The organism is Corynebacterium suicordis DSM 45110, assembly GCF_015351405.1.
Lineage (GTDB): Bacteria > Actinomycetota > Actinomycetes > Mycobacteriales > Mycobacteriaceae > Corynebacterium > Corynebacterium suicordis.
This window is the reverse complement of sequence record NZ_JADKMY010000003.1, coordinates 189,118-208,759: the sequence shown is the minus strand read 5'-3', so window position 1 is coordinate 208,759 and position 19,642 is coordinate 189,118. Positions and strand designations below refer to the sequence as shown.

Genomic DNA, 19,642 nt, shown 5'->3' with positions numbered 1-19,642 from the left:
GCTGTGGAGAGCGGAAAAGATATGCACAGGCACGCCAGACATCCACTTGAATTCGGCGCTAGGCTGGTGCCATGCGCATTGCAGTGATTCAAATGATCTCTCAACCAGACGTGGAATCTAACCTGGCTCTCATCCGCAAGTACATTGCTGGAGCCGCGGCGAACCGCGCTGACCTGGTGGTTTTCCCAGAAGCAGCCATGTTCCCCTTCGATAGCGGTCGTCTGGATCAGATCGCGCAACCTCTCGATGGCCCCTTCGCCACTGCTGTGGTGGATACCGCGCGTAAGCACAACATCACCGCCATTGTGGGCATGTTCACGCCTGCGGATACCGTCTACCGCGAGCCTTCGGGCGATATCGTGGAGGAAATGCCGGAAGGCGCGGGAGAGGCGAACAAGATCCGCCGCGTCTACAACACGCTGCTGGTCGCGGGCCCTGATGTGGTGACGTCATACAACAAGATTCACACTTACGATGCCTTCGGTTACAGCGAATCGGACACCGTCAAGCCCGGTACTCGCCGCATTACCTGCGAGGTCGCGGGAGTGACCGTGGGGCTCGCCACCTGCTATGACATCCGTTTCCCGAACCACTTCATCGACCTGGCCAATGCAGATGCCAAGGTCATCATCGTGCCCACCAGTTGGGCAGATGGTCCGGGCAAGCTGGATCAGTGGCGTGCGTTGACCGCTGCTCGTGCCTTGGATTCAACCAGCTACCTGGTGGCTGCGGGTCAGGGTCGTCCGGGCTCACCGGATCGCTATGGCCGCGCAGATGGCCCCACGGGCATCGGGCACTCCGTGGTGATTTCCCCGGATGGCGCCAAGCTGGCAGAGACCGGTTACGCAGCCCAGGTGCTCACCGTGGACATTGACCCGAACTACGTGGATAAGGTGCGCAAGGGGCTACCTGTTCTGGCCGGCCACCTGCGCGAACGCCAGTTGGAAGACATCGTGGTCGCAGTAGGGGACGAGCGCTAACTGCGCAAAAGGTTCCAATCAGTCTTGATCCGCACCAGCTGATCGGCTGGCACCCCGCCCTGCTCCTTTAGGGTCTCGATCGTCTGCTCCACCTGCTCGCCGGGGCCACTCACGATGATCACGTGATCATCCAGATACTTGCTGCTGCGTAGGACTTCCTCGCGCAGGTCGCCTTCGGTCAACAGCGTGCGATACCCACTCCGCGCATCGGCCTGCTTCACCACCGGAGTCACCCGCAGCCAATCGAATGCCCTAGCCAGGCCCAGTAATCCATCAAGCTCATAGAGATCCGCGCCGCTCTCCGCGCCCCAGATCAGGTGGATGCGCCGGGGTTTGCGGACACCCGGTTCTGTTTCCTCATTCTCGACGCCAACCACATACCCCACAGCACCGCCAAAAACTTGCTGCAGGATGGCCGCCCGGGCAGGAGCCAACCCGGCTCCTTCCGCCACGATGATGAGATCCTTGTCCGCGTGTTTCTTCCATGCAGGATCATCGCTGCGCAGCCCGAGTGGAACATCGGAAAGGTCGCTGGCCTGGGTGGATAACACCCACTCATCGCCGGCTTCGGCGTGGTTGATGATCCCCTGCAGGAACTGTTCCAGCCCGGCGTCGCCGGATTCTTCCAGCAACACGTGCAGCTCGAGCATCCCGTCCGGATTGCAGGGCAACGCGGGGAACAGCGGCCGCCACCTCAGCGGGGTGTAGGGCGTGCTGACCATGAGGGGTTCCCCAGCGGCGTACATCAGCGGGGGATCCACCTGCATGCGCACCACTCTCGTGGTGGGATTGGGGCGTTCAATCTCCACGATCTTTGCCCGCGCCGTCGGTGGATTAACCGGAGCACCCTCCAGCTCTGCTTCGCGCTCGGTTTCCTCGGCTTCCGCGCATCCCTGCGCCATGATGTTGCAGGCCAGGTAGGCCGCGTCCTTCAACGCGAGGATATCTTGCGAGTTCACATCCTCCTCGGGCTTGAGGTGGCGGTCAATGCTTTTGGAGATGGCCGTGGTCAATGGCTCAAAGTGGGCGGCGGTGAAACCGTGGCGTCGAACTGAAAAACCGAGCCGGTACAAACGGGAACCGGTGGGCTCATCGAACTCACCGCCGGGGGTCAGGCCGTCTCCGATGGAATCCAGCAAGCTGAGTAACGCGGAGGTGTCCTGGGGAATGGTGTGCCCAAAATGGCTGGCAACCTGCGGTTCTGCAGAACCTGCGCGGCGGGGGAGAGCTACGGGAGCGGGGGCCTGACCACTGCTCATCAATCCCGTGAGGGTTCCGAAAATTATCTCAGCGCGGTACTCGCGGGCGGCATGGAATGCGGCGCGGATGGACATGGGTTTTATTGTGGCACAAGTTACTCGGAGGGGATCGAAAAATTCTTAAGTTGAGTGGAATAGACTCAAGACTCTTGTGGCTGAGTTAGGTGTACTCAAGTATTGTCGGAATTCACTAGTGAAATCGCACGGTGAACAACACCATACGCACCACACACCCTCAGGAGAGAGAACCTACACATGAACAGCTTCACTCCAACTACCAAAACCCAAGCTGCCCTCCAGGCAGCACTGCAGGATGCCTCGGCCAAGGGCAATCCGGATATCCGCCCAGCACACCTCCTGGTGGCATTGCTGGAGCAGGACGATTCCATCGCGCAGCCAGTGCTGCAGGCCGCGGGAGTGAACGTGGCTTCCGTGCTCACCAAGGCGCGGGACCTCACCGCCAAGTACCCACAGGCCTCCGGTTCCGGCATGGCTAACCCACAGTTCAACCGCGATGCGCTGAACGCGCTCACCGCGGGCCAGGAGCTCGCCTCTGAGCTGGGGGATACCTATGTCTCCACCGAGGTGCTGCTCGCGGGTATTGCCAAGGGCAAGTCCGAAGCCTCCAAGTTGCTGCACGAGGAGGGTGGAACCTTCGAGGCCATCCGCGGCGCTTTTGAAGCAGTGCGCGGTAACCGCAAGGTGACCACCGAGGAGCCGGAGGGCCAGTTCCAGGCGCTCGCCAAGTACTCCCAGGATCTCACCGCACGTGCCCGCGAAGGCAAGATTGATCCGGTCATCGGCCGTGATCAGGAAATTCGCCGCGTGGTGCAGGTGTTGTCTCGTCGTACCAAGAACAACCCGGTGCTCATCGGTGAGCCCGGTGTGGGTAAGACCGCCATCGTGGAGGGTCTGGCCCGGCGCATCGTGGCCGGCGACGTGCCCGAGTCCCTGCGTGGAAAGAAGCTGGTCTCCCTCGATCTCGGTTCCATGCTGGCCGGAGCCAAGTTCCGCGGTGAATTCGAGGAGCGACTCAAGGCCGTCCTGGATGAAATCAAGGAGGCCGAAGGCGAGGTCATCACCTTCATCGATGAGCTGCACACCATCGTCGGTGCTGGTGCGGGTGGAGATTCCGCAATGGACGCGGGCAACATGATTAAGCCGCTGCTGGCCCGTGGTGAGCTGCGCTTGGTCGGTGCCACCACCCTGGACGAGTACCGCAAGTACATCGAAAAGGATGCCGCGCTGGAGCGTCGTTTCCAGCAGGTCTACGTGGGCGAGCCAACGGTGGAGGACACCATCGGCATCCTGCGTGGCCTCAAGGAGCGCTACGAGGTCCACCACGGCGTGCGCATTCAGGATTCCTCCCTGGTGGCCGCGGCAACGCTGTCTGATCGCTACATCACCAGCCGCTTCCTGCCGGATAAGGCTATCGACTTGGTGGATGAGGCCGCTTCTCGCCTGCGGATGGAGATTGATTCCCGTCCGGAGGAGATCGACACCATCGAGCGCATCGTGCGCCGGATGGAGATCGAGGAGATGGCCCTGGCCAATGAGTCTGATGCCGCCTCCAAGGATCGCCTGGTGCGCCTGCGTTCTGAGTTGGCCGATGAGCGGGAGAAGCTCGCTGGACTCACTGCCCGTTGGGAAAACGAGAAGGGTGGCATCGATAGCCTCCGCGCATTCAAGGAAGAGCTGGATGAGCTGCGCCGCGAATCGGAGATCGCCGAGCGCGAGGGCAACTTCGCCAAGGTGGCTGAGCTGCGTTACGGTCGCATCCCCGATGTGGAGAAGAAGCTCGCTGAGGCCGAGAACACCGTGGCCAAGCAGGAGGGTGAAACCATGCTCACCGAGGAGGTCACCCCAGACACGATTGCCGATGTAGTCAGCGCGTGGACGGGTGTTCCTGCCGGCAAGATGCTGCAGGGCGAGACCGAGAAGCTGCTGAACATGGAATTGGTTCTCTCCGGCCGCGTGGTCGGCCAGACCAAGCCCATCGTGGCCGTGTCTGATGCTGTGCGTCGAGCACGGGCAGGCGTGGCGGATCCGAACCGCCCCACCGGCTCCTTCCTCTTCCTTGGCCCCACTGGTGTGGGTAAGACGGAGCTGGCCAAGGGTTTGGCCGAGTTCCTCTTCGATGATGAAAGCGCCATGGTGCGCATCGACATGTCCGAGTATGGCGAGAAGCACTCCGTGGCCCGTCTGGTCGGTGCACCTCCGGGATACGTGGGATACGACGCCGGCGGTCAGCTGACCGAGGCAGTGCGGCGTCGCCCATACACAGTGGTGCTATTTGACGAGGTGGAGAAGGCCCACCCCGATGTGTTTGACGTACTCCTGCAAGTCTTGGACGAAGGCCGCCTCACCGATGGCCAAGGCCGGACCGTGGATTTCCGGAACACCATCCTCATCCTGACCTCCAACCTGGGTGCAGGTGGCACGGATGAGCAGGTGATGAACGCGGTGCGGGCAGCCTTCAAGCCCGAGTTCATCAACCGTTTGGACGACGTGCTCATCTTCGATCCGCTTTCCGAGGAGCAGCTGGAAGATATCGTGGGCATCCAGGTACGCGGACTGGCCGAGCGTCTGGCAGCCCGTCGCCTGGAGCTGGTGGTGACCGAAAGCGCCAAGAAGTGGCTGGCAGAGCGCGGTTACGAACCTGCCTACGGTGCCCGCCCGCTGCGTCGCCTGATCCAGAAAGCGATTGGCGACAAGCTGGCCAAGGCTCTCCTGGCCGGAGAGATCCGCGATGGGGACAAGATCCAGGTGGATTACACCCCTGAGGACGGCACCGATGAGCTGGATGTTTACTCCCTCGGCGGTTCCGAAGAGGAGTAATTAGCTGAGCTGGCGGAAGGTCACGTTGATCCGACCTTCCTTCAGCCCACACCCCGCGGGCAGCGTGCCCTCGCGCACCGTGGGAACGCCGTGGAAGGCGAGGCGCTTTGGCCCTCCGAAGATGATGACGTCTCCGGAGAGCAGCGCCACGTCATTCCACGGCTTATTTCTATTTTCGGTGCCACCGATGCGGAACAGCGCTTCATCGCCAATGGAGAGCGAGACGATGGGTGCTGGGGAATTTTCATTCGCGTCCTGGTGCATGCCCATTTTCGCGCCGGGCGAGTAGTAGTTGATCAGCGCCATGTCCGGGCGATAAGTATCCGCCCACGGTGCTAAGTCTGGATCCATCGCGGCAGCATCGCGCATTGCCCGCTTCGCGAGATCCGTGAGATGCGCAGGCAGAGGTGGCACGGGATGCCCATCCACGGAATCCACGTAGCGATAAGGATTGGCCTGCCAGAAGCGTCCCAAATGCAACATGTGCATGGACATCTGCCCGGATTGCAGCTGCGGCCGGCGCATTGCCAGCGGAGTGCCTGCCACCGAGCGTGCCGTCTCCCGAAACTCCTCCACTACCGTGCGCTGGCCACCCAGCTCAAGCCAGTTCGGCAGATGCACCACACCTGCAGTGACCAGCGAATTCTCCCGAGGCAGCTCAGCGAACAGCATGCTGCACGTCCGCGAACTCCGCATCCGCCACGGCAGCCAAATCCTGCGGGGCAAGCACAATCTGCGTGCCGATCTCACCCGCGGACACATACATCTCCGGCATCTCGGCAGCACTTGCATCGATCACTGTCGGCAGCGCCCGCTTCATGCCCACCGGCGAGCAACCCCCGCGCACATATCCCGTCAGTTCCTTGAGCTGCCGCCAATCAAACAGCTTCACGTTCTTCACCCCGAAATGCGCGGCCACCTTCTTCAAATCCAGTTCATGATCCGCCCCGATCACCGCCACGAAATGCTGTTTATCCGAGCTCTCCAAAACCAGTGTTTTGAAAATCCTCTCCGGCGCTTCCCCCAGCGATTCCGCCACATGCAGCGCATCAATCCCGCCATCGGTCTCATAGGTGGTCATGGAATATTCCACTTTCGCGCGATCCAACTGTCGCATCGCGTTGGTCTTGTGGATCTTCTTCGTCACTGTGCGCACCGTCCTTCGTCTTTTTTCCCGACGCCACGCCCGATTCTAAACCCCACCCAAGACAGCCCTCTTGCGCGCGTCACCCCCGCTCACAGGAAACATCCAGCCTCCGAGAATCACCCATACCAGCGGTTTCTCTGGGCTCAGCGGGAAAAGATATATGTACTGCTAAACACATATTTTTATTGGCGTGGGTGTGGCGTCGGAAAGAGAAAAAGAAATCACCCAAGGCGCGTAGGTTGGGGCTACCACCCGAGGTACATCACCACCTTTCCCACCAAGCAGGAGGCAGCTCATGACCGTCTATTCAGATCCGGGCACGCAGGATTCCATCGTTAAGTTCAAGGATCGCTATGAAAACTTCATCGGCGGCCAATGGATTGTGCCGGAAGATGGCGAGTACCTGGACAACGTCTCGCCCGTGACCGGCAAGAAGTTCTGCGAAGTGCCACGCTCAAAGCAAGTGGACGTGGACAAGGCCATCGAGGCCGCGCACAAGGCAAAGGGCGCGTGGGGGAAGACCTCCGTGCAGGATCGCGCCAACGTGCTGCTCAAGATCGCGGACCGGCTGGAGGAGAACCTCGAGATGCTGGCCGTGGCCGAGACCTGGGATAACGGCAAGGCCGTGCGCGAAACCCTGGCCGCGGATATGCCGCTGGCCGTGGATCACTTCCGCTACTACGCGGGCGCGCTGCGAGCACAGGAAGACCGCACCTCGCAGATCAACGAGGATCTGATCGCGTACCACTTCAACGAGCCACTGGGCGTGGTGGGGCAGATCATCCCTTGGAACTTCCCCATCCTCATGGCCGCGTGGAAGCTGGCCCCAGCGCTGGCTGCGGGCAATGCCGTGGTGCTCAAGCCAGCCGAGCAGACCCCAGCCTCCATTCTGCTGGTGGCCGAGCTCATCCAGGACGTGGTTCCCGCGGGCGTGCTGAACATCGTCAACGGCCTGGGTGAGGAGGCTGGTGCAGCCCTGACCGGCTCTGATCGCCTCAACAAGATCGCCTTCACTGGTTCCACCGAGGTGGGCAAGATGATTAGCAAGGCCGTTGCCGAAAAGCTCATCCCCGTCACCCTGGAGCTGGGCGGCAAGTCCCCATCGGTGTTCTTCAGTGATGTCATGGATAAGGACGATGCCTTCCGCGAGAAGTGCGTAGAGGGCCTGGTCATGTTCGCGCTGAACCAGGGCGAAGTGTGTACCTGCCCATCCCGCGCGCTGGTGCAGGAAGATATCGCCGAGGAGTTCCTGGCCCTGGCCGTGGAGCGCGTGAAGAAGATCCGCGTGGGCAACCCGCTGGATACCGAAACCCAGATGGGTGCGCAGGCCAGCCAGGAGCAGATGGACAAGATCACCGGCTACCTGGAATCCGGCCCGAAGGAGGGTGCAGAGGTGCTGGTGGGCGGCGACGTGAACCAAATCGAAGGTCGCGAAAACGGCTTCTACATCGAGCCCACCATCCTCAAGGGCAACAACGACATGAAGATCTTCCAGGAGGAGATCTTCGGCCCAGTGCTGGCTGTGACCACGTTCAAGGACTTCGATGAGGCCATCCGCATCTCCAATGACACCGAGTACGGCCTGGGTGCCGGCGTGTGGTCCCGCAACGGAACCATCGCGTACAAGGCGGGCCGCGCAATCCAGTCCGGTCGTGTGTGGGTGAACAACTATCACACCTACCCAGCTCACGCGGCTTTCGGTGGCTACAAGCAGTCCGGCCTGGGCCGCGAGACCCACCTGATGATGCTGGGCCACTACCAGCAGACCAAGAACCTGCTGTGGTCCTACGACGAGAACCCAACCGGCCTGTTCTAGCCCTCCACCCGGGTTAGGCCATTGCCCGGACCGGGGAATAAGCTCGCCTCATAACTTCGTGTGCACATAGCGTGAAAAATGAGGAGGCTTTGAGTGGATTACACCGCATTTGACCTGATGGTGGACGTGGGCCTGATCTCCGTCCTGCTCATCGTGGGTACTTTTATGCGACGCCACTTCGCGTGGTTCCGCAAACTCCTCATCCCCGCGCCCATCACTGCCGGTTTGCTCGCCCTGTTGCTGGGCCCGGAAGTGTTGGGCATCATGCCGTTTTCCGGCGCCTTGGGGGATTACTCCACCTTGCTCATCGCGGTGGTTTTCGCGGCCATGCCGTACTCCATGAGCTTTGACTCGCGGGACATCTCCAAGGCCAAGAACATGTGGTCCTATTCCGCCTCTATGTTCCTAGGCCAGTGGGGTCTGTTTGTGTTGCTGGGCGTGTTCCTTTTCGCGCCGGTGTTCGGCACGGAGGACTGGTTTGGCATGATGCTGCCGGTTGGTTTCGTGGGTGGCTTCGGCACTGCCGCGGCGGTGGGTGGCGCGCTGGATTCCATCGGCATTCAGGAAGCGTCTTCCCTGGGATTTACCGCCGCGACCGTCGGCACCTTGGCGGCCATCGTGGGTGGCATCATCTTCGCCAACTGGGGCATCAAGACCGGCCGCACGGCCACGCTGCCCAAGAAGCTGCCGTGGGAACTGCGCTCTGGTGAGATCACCAAGAAGTCCGAACAGCCCTCGATTGGCCACGCCACTACCAACCCCTCATCCATCGATCCGCTGGCCCTGCACCTGGGCTTCATCATGGTGACGGTGACCATCGCGTACTTCATCCAGCAGGCAATCCAGCACCAGTTCGCCAACGTCTCCATCCCGCTGTTCGCGCTGTCCTTCGTGGTGGGCATCGGCGGCAAGATCTTCCTCAAGGTGATTCGCCGTCCGGAGTACCTGGATCCCACCACGGTGAAGTCCATCTCCGGCGCATCCACCGACTTCCTGATCGCCTTCGGCATCGCGTCCATCGTCCCGGCTGCGGTGGCGGATTACCTCTGGCCACTGGTGGTCATGTTCGTCCTGGGCGTGGTGTACTGCACCCTGTTCTTCTTCGTCGCCTCCCCGATCTTCTTCGGTGAGAAGTGGCTGGAGCGCGGCATCTTCGGCTGGGGTTGGGCCACTGCCGCGGTGGCCACGGGTATCGCGCTGCTCAAGATCGTGGACCCGAAGCTGGAATCCGGTGCTTTGGATGAATACGGCATCGCTTACGTGGGCTATGCGCCCATTGAAATTGCGGTGAACATCCTGGCACCACTGGCAGTGATCGCTGGATTTACCATGGGATTCGGCGCCATCACCACAGTGGCCGCGATTGTCATCTTCGCCATCCCGTTTGTACTCGGCTGGTTGCCTAAGCGAGATGGCAGCGCGCAATCCTAAGCCGACCTCTACACTGGTGAATTATGAGTGAAACCACGCCCCAGCAGGACAGCCCATTCGTGACCGGCGATGACATGTTTTCTCGCTTCGCCGCAGGTCAGCGGATGACTGTCCTGGATTCTCACTGGGCCAAGACGGAGAACTCCGCGTGGGAGGCCTACGTGGGCCAGCACATCCCCGGGGCCATGTTTTGCAACCCATTGGTGCACCTGGCGGATCTGCCCACCCGCCAGCGCGGGCGCAATCCTCTGCCCAACGTGGATGACCTCCAGCGCAGCTTCCGCGACTGGGGTTTTAGCGAAGACCGTCCCATCTTCATTTACGATGCGGGTCCGAATATCTACGCTGCTCGCGCGTGGTGGGTCATCCGCTGGGCGGGCCTGAACAACGTGCATATCCTCAACGGTGGAACCCCTGCGTGGGAGGCCGCTGGTGGCGACGTCGCTGGTGGAATCGGTGCCTTGCGTGGCCGCGGAGATGCAGAAGTGAAGCCGGGGAATATGCCGGAGCTGTTCATCGATGATGTGGAAGATTGGGTCAGCGATCACTTGCTGATCGACGCTCGCGAAGAGGGGCGTCATCAAGGGGTGAAAGAATCTTTTGATCACCAGGCAGGCCACATTCCCGGCTCTCTGAACATCCCCGTGACGCGCCTCGCGGATTCCAACGGCAAGATTCTGGCCCCGGAGCAGCTGCGCGCGATGTTCAAGACCGAAGGCATCACCGAGGGCAGCAATGTGGCCGTGTACTCCGGTTCCGGCCTGCACTCCTCCCTGTTCATCGCTGCGCTGGAGCACGCGGGTCTCACGGGCGCCCGCCACTTCGTGGGCGGATGGTCCCAGTGGGCTGCGGATTCCTCCCGACCCATCGAGCGCGGCTAAGGTCAATCCCATGATGAGGCGGGTGTTTGCGGGTTTTGCGGTGGCTGGACTGTTGCTGATGACCACCAACAACACCGCCCCCATCTCCGCGCAACTGCTCCGCCCAGCGCTGGCGATCTTCTTCCTGGCGATGCTGTTTGTGCAGGCCTGGCCGATGATGATGACCCTGCGCGGGCATTTCGGCAAGCGGCGACACCCGGCCAACAAGATGTATTCTTCTTTCGCCGGGCTGGGGATCATCGGCACTCTGGGAGTGGCCCTGGTGGTGTTCTTGAACAACAAGAATGGCGACCTGGATTTCGTCCTCATTCTTGCTGGTCCCCTCATGTTCTTAGGCATCGTGGCCTCAGCCGTGCTGGCCTTTTTTGCCACACCTTGGCGGGACTGGACTTATCACGAACCGCATCCGGATGAGGAGAGCGTGGGCGCTACAAGCCGTGCTTTCGATTAATCAGCCAGTGCATCTTGGCTTGGGGGAGTAGCCGGGACAGGGGGAAGACCAGTTTCGCGTTTGATCCCGCGGCGTAGAGCGGCTTGGGGTTTTCGGCAAAGACTGCTCGGAGGATCTCCTCAGCCACGCGCTGCGCGGTGATGCCCTTTGATTCGTTGTTATCCAGTTTGGCCAGCATGTGGGTGAATTCTTGACTGTAGGGTCCGGTTTCTTGGACGTATTTGGTGCGGCGGGCGGAGAGTCCGGTGGCGATTGACCCGGGTTCCATGGTTGTCATGCCTATTCCGTGGGGCTGCAGTTCCCGCCGAGAAGCATTGGCGAAAGCCTTGAGTGCTGCCTTGGAGGCGCAGTAGCTGGAACGATAGGCCAGCGGGAAGCTGCCCAGCATGGAGCCCACCATCACGATCCTTCCTTGCTCGGTCGCGCGCATGGCCGGGAGCAGCCGCTGGGTCACGTCGATATGCCCCAAAACGTTGACCTGGAAAAGTCTCTCCAGGGCTTCGCGAGGCAATTCTTCAAGTGGCCCGGATTGGCTTTCTCCCGCGTTGTTGATGAGTACCGCGGGAGTGCCACGCTGCAAGACCTGATCGCAGAATTCAGCGATGCTCTCTGGGTTCTCCAGGTTCAGGGCCAGGTATTCCACACCGGGGATGGGTTCTGTGATGCGAGCTGGATCGCGGGTGGTGCCGATGACGTGGAAGTCAGACCCCGAGTGATTTACCAGCGCCTCGGCGGTGGCCGCGCCAATTCCCGAGGATGCACCGGTCACCACGGCCACGCCTTGGCGGGGGACAGGTAGGGGAGGGTTGCCCAGCGATTTAACCGCTGAAAGAACTTGTTTTGCCATGCTTACTATTCTGGTTCACGGCGGGGGTTTTCGGGGCGGGACTGAAGAATTGTTAGATGGGCCCGGCAATTTTCGAATGCGGCGGAAATAGTGCCGACTGAGCTGAGCGGAAGTTCCGGATACTGCGGATTAGGAGACTGCCCGGAATAGCCTGCCCTGGTCTCCCACTTCCACTCCAGTGATGATGGGAGGTTGGCGCACCAGAACCGTATCCTTTGTCGATGCTGACGCAGTGATCTGATCTCCGCGGACGCGCACCGAACGGATCGACTTCCGCACTGGTATCTCGTTGTAGTCTCCAAGCAGTTTCATGATCGTGTTTGCTGTCTGGGTCACTTTCACGATTGACATATCTGCTGGCCAAGCGTTGCTTTTGTCCAATGTTGCCCCCACATAACCGCGCAGGTACGCGCCGGAATTGCCATTGATGCCGAAACTCATGCAGACAATATGGGCGACGGCTTCAGCTTCCAGTTCGCGGACTTCCTTAGGCAACTCGGTTCGCTTACGTGTTTCTGGATTCCACTTCTTCTCTGGAGTATCGGAATCAATTGGGCCCAAGTGACCAAGCAGCACGTGTGCAAACTCATGGACGAGCGTTTGGAACTGCACCGCAGGGGCGTGATTGGCATTGAATCGCACCATAAAACGCAGAGCGAAGAGGTGGTCCTTCTCGCCCCGTGGCACTACCTTGATCCCGCGATCGAGTCTTTGAACATCGCCGGCCAGATCTCCCCCGAGGTGAGTTGGTGCTACGTCGATTCCAACGTGACAGGCGTGAGTAAGAAGTCTATCGACGAAAGGGCGCGCATCTTCCACTGTCTGCACAAGCTCAAACGAAGGTGTGAGATCGACTGCAACATCTTCAAACCCCGGGATTGGTTCTGTGTCGGAGAATTCAAAAACTGGGATACACGGACCAAAGGGCTTCAGGATCAAAATTCCGGGGATGAAGGGACGTGGGCGGCGACCATACTTTTCCCACTGACTTGCGGTCATCGCGTGGTTGGCACCGGGGCGTTGAAACTCGACGAGCATCGCATTAAACGGTGACATGAACCGCGTTCGCTTGGCTATCGAGATCAGAATGTCGAGGAATTTATCAGTGGAAGCTGGGACATTTTGGATGCGCGTGAGGAGGTCTGCGAGCAGGGCATCATAACTATCGTTGGTCATGCTGCAACGATAGAAAACGGTCAAGACATCCTCCCCTCAATAAATCGAACAAGCGCACGCGGAACTAGCGAAAGAACTATCGAATCTGCGAGCGAGCCGTCTAACCAGGCGATGGCGGCGTTGAAAAAGGAAGAAGAATAGGCCCCCTCCTCGACGGTCTTGCCCTCAACATTCTGGAAGATCCGCGGTGGACCCGGGGGGGACGCGGAGGCTGTGCTGCGTGACGGTTTATATGGCGCAGGACACACCCCGGGTTAATATGGGCATGCATAATTCAATAAGCCGTTATTAGCTGCGGTGGGAGAGGTCACGCTTCGCGCGCGGCCGCCGACGGAGCAAACCCTCCCCAGGACACTCTCAGGCACCCGTACCGCCGCAGCAAGGCACCTCTGGAAAGAATCCCGCGCCTTCGTTTGCGCGGCGGTCGCCGAAGGAGAAAGGCAGCGTGGTCATGCTGAAGCTCTCAGGCGCAAAGGACAGAGTGGGGAGGACAAACGCCCGTGCAAACAATCGGAGAATCCATTTATGGCACACGCTGCACCCTTTGTCCCCCGTCACATCGGCCCCAATGAGTCCGATACCGCTGAGATCCTGCAGATCCTCGGTTATGAATCCGCGCAGGCCTTGGCTGAATCCGCGATTCCCGCCAGCATCGCCCAAAAGGGTGAAATCGGCCTTCCAGATGCCCTGAGCGAGCAGGACACCCTGGCCGCCCTGCGCGCTTTTGCTGATAAGAACGTGCAGAAGAAGCAGCTGATCGGCAACGGTTACTACGACACCATCACCCCAGCCGTGATCCGCCGCAATGTCACCGAAAATCCCGGTTGGTACACCGCGTACACGCCGTACCAGCCAGAGATTTCCCAGGGCCGCCTAGAAGCGCTGCTTAACTTCCAGACTGCCGTGCAGGACCTCACGGGCTTGCCCATCGCTGGCGCATCCTTGCTGGATGAGGCCACAGCGGTTGCCGAAGCTGTGCAGCTGATGGCTCGTGGCAATGCCAAGGCCTTCAAAAAGGGCGGAGTGGTGCTGCTGGATAACGCGCTGCACCAGCAGTCCGTCACCGTGACTCTGGCTCGCGCCGAGGCCGCGGAGATCCCCGTGGAGCTGGTGGAGATCACCGATGATTTCGATTTCTCTGCCTACGAGAACCTGGTGGGCGTGGTGCTCTCCAACCCTGGATCAACCGGCCGCGTGCGGGATCTCACCCCGCTGATCGCTGCTGCCAAGGAATCCGCCACGCTGGTGACCGTGGCCTGCGACCTCATGGCCCAGGTGCTGCTCACTTCTCCCGGCTCCCAGGGCGCGGATATCGCCGTGGGTTCCGCGCAGCGCTTCGGCGTCCCGCTGTTCTTCGGCGGCCCGCACGCCGCGTTCATGTCCTGCACCAACGCACTGGAGCGCAAGCTGCCGGGTCGCATCGTTGGCGTCTCCAAGGACGCCGAAGGCGCACCCGCTTACCGCCTGGCTCTGCAGACGCGTGAGCAGCACATTCGCCGCGAAAAGGCCACCTCCAACATCTGTACCGCCCAGGCTCTGCTGGCCGTGATGGCCGGTTTCTATGCGGTCTGGCACGGCCCTGATGGTCTGCGCGAGATCGCCACGGACATCCACGGCCGCGCGGTCAGCCTGGCAGTGGCACTCTCCGAGGCAGGCCTGACTCTGGCTCATGACACCTTCTTCGATACCGTCACCGTGCAGGTCTCCAGCGCCGATGACATCATCGCCGCAGCCGCAGACGCGGGCTACAACCTCCGCCGAGTCAACGCCGAGTTCGTGGGCATCTCCGTGGGCGAATCCACCACGGATGCGGATATCGCCGAGCTGGTCAAGGTCATTTCCGGCAAGTCCGCCTCCGTTGATTCCTCTGATTTCGACGCCACCTCTGGCCCCCTCGGTGAAGCAGAATTGCTCCGCACGGATGCCATCCTCACGCACCCCGTGTTCCATAGCGTGAGCTCTGAGACCCAGATGATGCGCTACCTCCGCAAGCTTGCCGATAGGGACCTGGCGCTGGACCGCACGATGATCCCACTGGGCTCTTGCACCATGAAGCTGAACTCCGCCATCTCCATGGAGCCCATCACCTGGCCAGGCTTCGCCGGAATCCACCCGCACGCTCCCGCCGAGCAGGCCCAGGGTTGGCTGGACCTGATTAAGGATCTGGAAGAGCGACTGGAAAAGATCACCGGTTATGCCAAGGTATCCGTGCAGCCTAATGCCGGTTCCCAGGGTGAATTCGCTGGTCTGCTGGCCATTCATCGCTACCACCTTTCCCGCGGGGATGATCAGCGCGATATCGTGTTGATCCCCGCCTCCGCGCACGGCACCAATGCGGCTTCCGCAGCGCTGGCCGGTCTGAAGGTCGTTGCCGTGAAGAACGGCGAAGAGGGTTCAGTGGACCTGGATGATCTGGATGCCAAGCTGGAGAAGTATGGCCCTCAGACCGCAGCCATCATGATTACTTACCCGTCCACGCACGGTGTCTTCGAGGAGCATGTGCGCCAGGTCTGCGAGAAGGTGCACGCCGCCGGTGGGCAGGTCTACATCGATGGAGCGAACCTCAACGCGCTGGTCGGTTTGGCGCAGCCGGGTGAATTTGGTGGCGACGTCTCCCACCTGAACCTGCACAAGACCTTCACCATCCCCCATGGTGGTGGCGGTCCGGGTGTGGGTCCAGTGTGCGTAGCCGAGCACCTCATCCCATTCCTGCCTGCGGATCCTTCTGCTGAACTGCCCGAGGGCGAGGACGATTACACCTCCGGCCAGCCAGTATCCGCCGCGCGCTACGGCTCCGCCGGAGTGCTGCCCATCACCTGGGCTTACATCGCGCTGATGGGCGATGAAGGCCTCACCGAGGCTTCCCGCATGGCGCTGGTGACTGCCAACTACATCTCCCACCAGCTGCAGGATCACTACCCAACGCTGTACAAGGGAGATTCCGGCCTGGTGGCCCACGAGTGCATCCTGGACCTGCGCGAGCTGACCAAGCTCTCCAGGATCACCGCAGCCGATGTGGCAAAGCGCCTGATGGACTACGGTTTCCACGCCCCAACCCTGGCCTTCCCCGTGCCGGGAACCCTGATGGTGGAACCCACCGAATCCGAGGACAAGGCAGAGCTGGATCGCTTCATCGAAGCCATGATTAGCGTGCGCCGGGAGATCCAGGACGTTATCGATGGCAAGGTGTCCGCGGAAGATTCCGTGCTGCGCCACGCTCCGTTCACCGCGTACTCGGTGACCCGCGATGACTTCGAAGAGGCTGTCTCCGGCGGCCACTTCACCCGCACCCAGGCCGCGTTCCCCGTGGATGGCCTGCGCACCACCAAGTACTTCGTTCCGGTTCGTCGCATCGATGATGCCTACGGTGACCGCAACCTCGTATGTAGCTGCCCACCGCTTGAAGCTTTCGATATCGAGAGCTAGGCGTCGGGAAAAAAGAAGAAAAGGAAACCAGCATGAGCACAGAACCAAAGCAGACTGCCCTGCACCTGGTCCACGAAAAATTGGGCGCGCGTTTCACCGATTTCGGCGGCTGGGATATGCCACTGAAATATGAAAGCGAGCTGGAAGAACACCGCGCCGTGCGCGAAGCAGTGGGTGTGTTTGACCTCTCCCACATGGGTGAAGTGCGCGTCACGGGAACCCAGGCCGCGGAGTATTTGAACGAGGCGTTCATCTCCAACATCGCCGCGGTGAAAGTGGGTAAGGCCAAGTACTCCATGATCTGCACGGAGGAGGGCACCATCATCGATGACCTCATCACGTACCGCTTGGCTGAACAGGAATTCCTGGTTATCCCCAATGCCGGTAACGCGGATGCCGTGTTCGCCGCGATGGAGCAGCGGGTTGACAATTTCGAGGTAGAGCTGGATAACCAATCCGCGCAGACCTCCATGATCGCCGTGCAGGGCCCCAAGGCCGCTGAGGTGATGCTCAAAGTGGTGGAGAATGTCACCGACGCTCCCGAGGCGTCCGGCGCTGGCGAGACTGTGGCCGAAGCTATCGAAGGCCTGGGTTACTACGCGGCATTCCAGGGGATCGTCGCAGGTCAACCATGCATTATCGCTCGCACCGGTTACACGGGTGAGGATGGCTTTGAGATCATCGTGAACAACGATGGCGCCGAGCTGGTGTGGGCCAAGGCCATGGATGAAGCCGGTCAGCTGGGCGGCAAGCCCTGTGGCCTGGCCTGCCGCGATACCCTCCGACTGGAGGCCGGCATGCCGCTGTACGGCAACGAGCTTTCCCTGGAACTGACCCCCGTTGCCGCAGGTCTCGGAGTGCTGGCTGCTACCAAGTCCAAGGAATCCTTCGTGGGTCGCGATGCCATCGTGGCCGCCAAGGAAAAGGGCACCCAGCAGGTGCTCGTGGGATTGGAGGGCGAAGGCCGCCGCGCAGCCCGAGGTGGTTATGAGGTGTTCACTGCCGAGGGTGAGCAGGCAATCGGCACCGTGACTTCCGGCGCGCTGTCCCCAACGCTCGGCCACCCCATCGCGATGGCTTACATCTCCACCGAAGCCCAGGAAAATGGCGTGGCAGAGGGCAGCACCGTGGAGGTGGATATCCGCGGCAAGCGCTACCCATACACCGTGGTTAAGCTGCCGTTTTACTCCCGTAAGAAGTAGTCCCAATTCAATCCTGCGCTGGTGTAGAGTCTTGACCAGCGCATCATCACCATCACGCATTTGAGGAGCCCGATATGGCCACTTTGCCAACTGATTACCTGTACTCCGAGGAGCACGAGTGGGTTAATTCCACCGAGGTCTCTGCTGGGGATACCGTCCGCGTGGGCATTACCCACATCGCTGCTGAGGCGCTGGGAGAGATCGTTTTCGTGGAGTTGCCAGAGGTTGGCGATGAAGTGGAAGCCGGCGAGGCTTTCGGCGAGGTGGAATCCACCAAGTCCGTCTCTGATATCTACGCTCCCGTCACCGGTGAGATCGTGGCCATCAACGAGGAGCTGGCTGATAACGCCGCGTTGATCAACGAAGATCCGTACACCGCTGGCTGGCTCTACGAGGTGAAGGTATCCGAGGTTGGCGAGCTGATGGATTCCAGCGAATACGCCGCCGCTAACGAGTAATTTTTCTATGGATGGATCGGGGTTTGCCCTGCTCATAGGGCTGCTGCTGCTCGGCCTTGCTGTGTGGCTGCTTCGTCGTGCCAATTCTGATTCCTTTGTTGCCGACGCCACCCCTGACCCATCCGCTTCTCATTCATCCGAAGCTGCTGATTGGGAGTGGGAGTCCGCGGAAGATGATGATGCTTCCGCTGAGTCCTCCGAGCCTGCGGATGAGCCGGAAGACGGGGATTACACGGAGCGCGCTGGGTCAGTTGATTCCGCTGATTTCGCGGATGATGCTGACTACGCTGAGCCCACCGAGCCCGTAGCTGATGCTCCCGAAACGGTGCCCGCTCCTGCTCACGAACCCGCGCCGCACCCCGAAACCGATACTTCCGGGGAAGAGCCTGCCGTGGCGCGTGAGGAAGAGGCTTCCTCACCACTGAACTTTGGTGGTGTGCGCCGCCGACGCAGGGCCTGGGCAGCCGAACACGGTTTTGAATACTTCAAGGATGAGAAAACCCTGGCTGCGCAGTGGCCGGTTGATCTGCTGGGTATCACTGAGCCCAATCCCGTGGCCCGGGAAGTGGTCAGCGGATACGCGCACGGCCTGCAGACCCACATCGCGGATGTGGAGGGTAGGACTATCGTGGCTGTCCGCCGCGAGGCATATTCCCCGGTCAGCGTGCACTATTCCACCACGCGCGCCGTGCCCGAGGGCATGCGCCGCATCGAACCACTGGATCAGCCACCGTTCGTGGCGTACACCACGGATGTGCGCGCGTTGGATCGCATGCTGGATGCCCGTGTGGAAGATGGTTTGCGCGCGTTGTCCCAGGTCAGCAGTGAAGTGATATGGGATAGCAACTGGGTGATCCTGCAGATTTCCCGTCGTCTGGAAGTCAGCGTGTGGGACAAGATCCTGCCCCACGTGCGCAACCTGGCGGATGCAGCGATGGTGCTCCCGCCGGAGTCTCTGAGCATTCCGCTGGACATGGACTTGGCCGATCAAACTCGTCCCATGCCGGGTGGCCCGCTGACTCTGGAGGCCAAGACGCTCCAGCTGGGCAGCGGGGTGGAGGCAGAGAAGGCTGCGCCATCAACCGCTGGCGGTCACCTGCGCGCAGTTCCCGATGCGGGCACCGATCCTGAGCCAGTGGCCGACCCAGTAGCGGACGCCCTGGAGGCGGGTCTCATTGAGGAAGACGGTCGTCCAGACATCACCCGTCCAGCCGAACCAGTGGTGTTCCCCTCCCGTTCCACGGGGCGCAGTGAGGGAGACCCGGAGGATTTCGCGGAATTCCACGTGGCCGATGCGGAATCAGAATCCGATGGGCATTTGCCCCGGTTGGGCGAGGATGCCGAACACATCAGCCCGTCCACCGCGCGATACTCGCAGGTCATCCGCAATGACGTGGAGCACGAGGCCACCATCTTCGCGGAATACGATTCCGCAGCTGCAGAAGAGACATTCGTGGCCGATTCGGAGATCGCCGAGCCCGCCGAGGGCGTGTATTCCGCTGAAATTATTGATGCTGATTCTGATGAAGAGGCCTTGTCCCACGTCTCGCGTTTGCGTCGAGACACTCGGGTTAGAACCCGCGGCCGTCACCGCGCCCCCGATGCGCGCCACGCCCGCCCCGAACCCATCGAGGCCGTTGAGGTGGAGGACATCGAAACGGTGGATGGCGAAGTGGTGGAGGACTAGTCCTGTCCCTCCACTAGACTCTCGGAGAGAACCCGATCGCAGT

15 protein-coding genes and 2 riboswitches are annotated in these 19,642 nt (G+C 60.9%); of the genes, 10 read left to right on the top strand and 5 right to left on the bottom strand.

What is annotated here, in order from left to right; all coding sequences use genetic code 11:
* Positions 1 to 71: 71 nt before the first annotated feature.
* The gene (locus tag IRY30_RS09375) at positions 72 to 980 is read left to right on the top strand and encodes a carbon-nitrogen hydrolase family protein (protein ID WP_194557161.1); all 909 of its coding nucleotides are present in this window, start codon (positions 72 to 74) and stop codon (positions 978 to 980) included.
* On the opposite strand, the gene IRY30_RS09370 is transcribed toward IRY30_RS09375, so the two are convergent.
* On the bottom strand, positions 977 to 2,314 hold the full coding sequence (locus IRY30_RS09370; RefSeq protein ID WP_194557160.1) for a ferredoxin reductase domain-containing protein: 1,338 nt from the start codon (positions 2,312 to 2,314) through the stop codon (positions 977 to 979). The two genes, IRY30_RS09375 and IRY30_RS09370, sit on opposite strands and share 4 nt — an antisense overlap.
* A gap of 180 nt (positions 2,315 to 2,494) precedes the next feature.
* Here IRY30_RS09370 and clpB point away from each other — a divergent pair, with 180 nt between their 5' ends.
* Positions 2,495 to 5,077, top strand: coding sequence for an ATP-dependent chaperone ClpB (clpB, locus tag IRY30_RS09365; RefSeq protein ID WP_194557159.1), 2,583 nt, complete (start codon positions 2,495 to 2,497; stop codon positions 5,075 to 5,077).
* On the opposite strand, the gene IRY30_RS09360 is transcribed toward clpB, so the two are convergent.
* Complete coding sequence (locus IRY30_RS09360; protein ID WP_194557158.1) at positions 5,078 to 5,749, bottom strand: alpha-ketoglutarate-dependent dioxygenase AlkB family protein; 672 nt, start codon at positions 5,747 to 5,749, stop codon at positions 5,078 to 5,080. It lies immediately after the preceding gene.
* Positions 5,736 to 6,224: a Cys-tRNA(Pro) deacylase gene (ybaK, locus tag IRY30_RS09355; protein WP_309824267.1), complete on the bottom strand. Its 489-nt coding sequence runs from the start codon at positions 6,222 to 6,224 to the stop codon at positions 5,736 to 5,738. The genes IRY30_RS09360 and ybaK overlap by 14 nt, the downstream gene beginning before the upstream one ends.
* A gap of 295 nt (positions 6,225 to 6,519) precedes the next feature.
* Here ybaK and exaC point away from each other — a divergent pair, with 295 nt between their 5' ends.
* From exaC to IRY30_RS09335, 4 genes are all read left to right on the top strand, one after another.
* Positions 6,520 to 8,040: an acetaldehyde dehydrogenase ExaC gene (gene exaC, locus IRY30_RS09350; protein WP_194557157.1), complete on the top strand. Its 1,521-nt coding sequence runs from the start codon at positions 6,520 to 6,522 to the stop codon at positions 8,038 to 8,040.
* Between the two features lie 93 nt (positions 8,041 to 8,133).
* Positions 8,134 to 9,471, top strand: coding sequence for a sodium/glutamate symporter (locus tag IRY30_RS09345; protein WP_194557156.1), 1,338 nt, complete (start codon positions 8,134 to 8,136; stop codon positions 9,469 to 9,471).
* A gap of 23 nt (positions 9,472 to 9,494) precedes the next feature.
* Entirely contained in the window at positions 9,495 to 10,352 is an 858-nt protein-coding gene (locus tag IRY30_RS09340) for a sulfurtransferase (protein WP_194557155.1), read from the top strand.
* Positions 10,353 to 10,410: 58 nt separating this feature from the next.
* Complete coding sequence (locus IRY30_RS09335) at positions 10,411 to 10,803, top strand: hypothetical protein (protein ID WP_194557154.1); 393 nt, start codon at positions 10,411 to 10,413, stop codon at positions 10,801 to 10,803.
* Here the strand turns inward: IRY30_RS09335 and IRY30_RS09330 are convergent.
* Positions 10,781 to 11,650, bottom strand: coding sequence for an SDR family oxidoreductase (locus IRY30_RS09330; protein WP_194557153.1), 870 nt, complete (start codon positions 11,648 to 11,650; stop codon positions 10,781 to 10,783). The genes IRY30_RS09335 and IRY30_RS09330 overlap by 23 nt on opposite strands.
* A 129-nt stretch (positions 11,651 to 11,779) precedes the next feature.
* The gene (locus tag IRY30_RS09325) at positions 11,780 to 12,826 is read right to left on the bottom strand and encodes an ImmA/IrrE family metallo-endopeptidase (RefSeq protein WP_194557152.1); all 1,047 of its coding nucleotides are present in this window, start codon (positions 12,824 to 12,826) and stop codon (positions 11,780 to 11,782) included.
* A gap of 288 nt (positions 12,827 to 13,114) precedes the next feature.
* Positions 13,115 to 13,209, top strand: a riboswitch (glycine riboswitch).
* A 1-nt stretch (position 13,210) separates the two neighbouring features.
* Positions 13,211 to 13,316, top strand: a riboswitch (glycine riboswitch).
* 35 nt (positions 13,317 to 13,351) lie between these two features.
* Here IRY30_RS09325 and gcvP point away from each other — a divergent pair.
* The 4 genes from gcvP to IRY30_RS09305 all read left to right on the top strand — a co-directional run bounded on the left by gcvP (position 13,352) and on the right by IRY30_RS09305 (position 19,599).
* Positions 13,352 to 16,252: an aminomethyl-transferring glycine dehydrogenase gene (gene gcvP / locus IRY30_RS09320; protein ID WP_194557151.1), complete on the top strand. Its 2,901-nt coding sequence runs from the start codon at positions 13,352 to 13,354 to the stop codon at positions 16,250 to 16,252.
* A gap of 32 nt (positions 16,253 to 16,284) precedes the next feature.
* Positions 16,285 to 17,454 (top strand): glycine cleavage system aminomethyltransferase GcvT, encoded by a 1,170-nt coding sequence (gene gcvT / locus IRY30_RS09315; protein ID WP_194557150.1) that lies wholly within the window; start codon positions 16,285 to 16,287, stop codon positions 17,452 to 17,454.
* 74 nt (positions 17,455 to 17,528) lie between these two features.
* Complete coding sequence (gcvH, locus tag IRY30_RS09310) at positions 17,529 to 17,912, top strand: glycine cleavage system protein GcvH (RefSeq protein ID WP_194557149.1); 384 nt, start codon at positions 17,529 to 17,531, stop codon at positions 17,910 to 17,912.
* A 7-nt stretch (positions 17,913 to 17,919) separates the two neighbouring features.
* Entirely contained in the window at positions 17,920 to 19,599 is a 1,680-nt protein-coding gene (locus IRY30_RS09305) for a hypothetical protein (protein WP_194557148.1), read from the top strand.
* Positions 19,600 to 19,642 lie beyond the last annotated feature (43 nt).

Coding starts and splice junctions, on each gene's coding strand:
- IRY30_RS09375 (WP_194557161.1), top strand. CDS start 72: ATGCGCATTGCAGTGATTCAAATGATCTCTCAACCAGACGTGGAATCT.
- IRY30_RS09305 (WP_194557148.1), top strand. CDS start 17,920: ATGGATGGATCGGGGTTTGCCCTGCTCATAGGGCTGCTGCTGCTCGGC.
- gcvH (WP_194557149.1), top strand. CDS start 17,529: ATGGCCACTTTGCCAACTGATTACCTGTACTCCGAGGAGCACGAGTGG.
- gcvT (WP_194557150.1), top strand. CDS start 16,285: ATGAGCACAGAACCAAAGCAGACTGCCCTGCACCTGGTCCACGAAAAA.
- IRY30_RS09330 (WP_194557153.1), bottom strand. CDS start 11,650: ATGGCAAAACAAGTTCTTTCAGCGGTTAAATCGCTGGGCAACCCTCCC.
- gcvP (WP_194557151.1), top strand. CDS start 13,352: ATGGCACACGCTGCACCCTTTGTCCCCCGTCACATCGGCCCCAATGAG.
- IRY30_RS09360 (WP_194557158.1), bottom strand. CDS start 5,749: ATGCTGTTCGCTGAGCTGCCTCGGGAGAATTCGCTGGTCACTGCAGGT.
- exaC (WP_194557157.1), top strand. CDS start 6,520: ATGACCGTCTATTCAGATCCGGGCACGCAGGATTCCATCGTTAAGTTC.
- IRY30_RS09325 (WP_194557152.1), bottom strand. CDS start 12,826: ATGACCAACGATAGTTATGATGCCCTGCTCGCAGACCTCCTCACGCGC.
- IRY30_RS09340 (WP_194557155.1), top strand. CDS start 9,495: ATGAGTGAAACCACGCCCCAGCAGGACAGCCCATTCGTGACCGGCGAT.
- IRY30_RS09370 (WP_194557160.1), bottom strand. CDS start 2,314: ATGTCCATCCGCGCCGCATTCCATGCCGCCCGCGAGTACCGCGCTGAG.
- clpB (WP_194557159.1), top strand. CDS start 2,495: ATGAACAGCTTCACTCCAACTACCAAAACCCAAGCTGCCCTCCAGGCA.
- IRY30_RS09335 (WP_194557154.1), top strand. CDS start 10,411: ATGACCACCAACAACACCGCCCCCATCTCCGCGCAACTGCTCCGCCCA.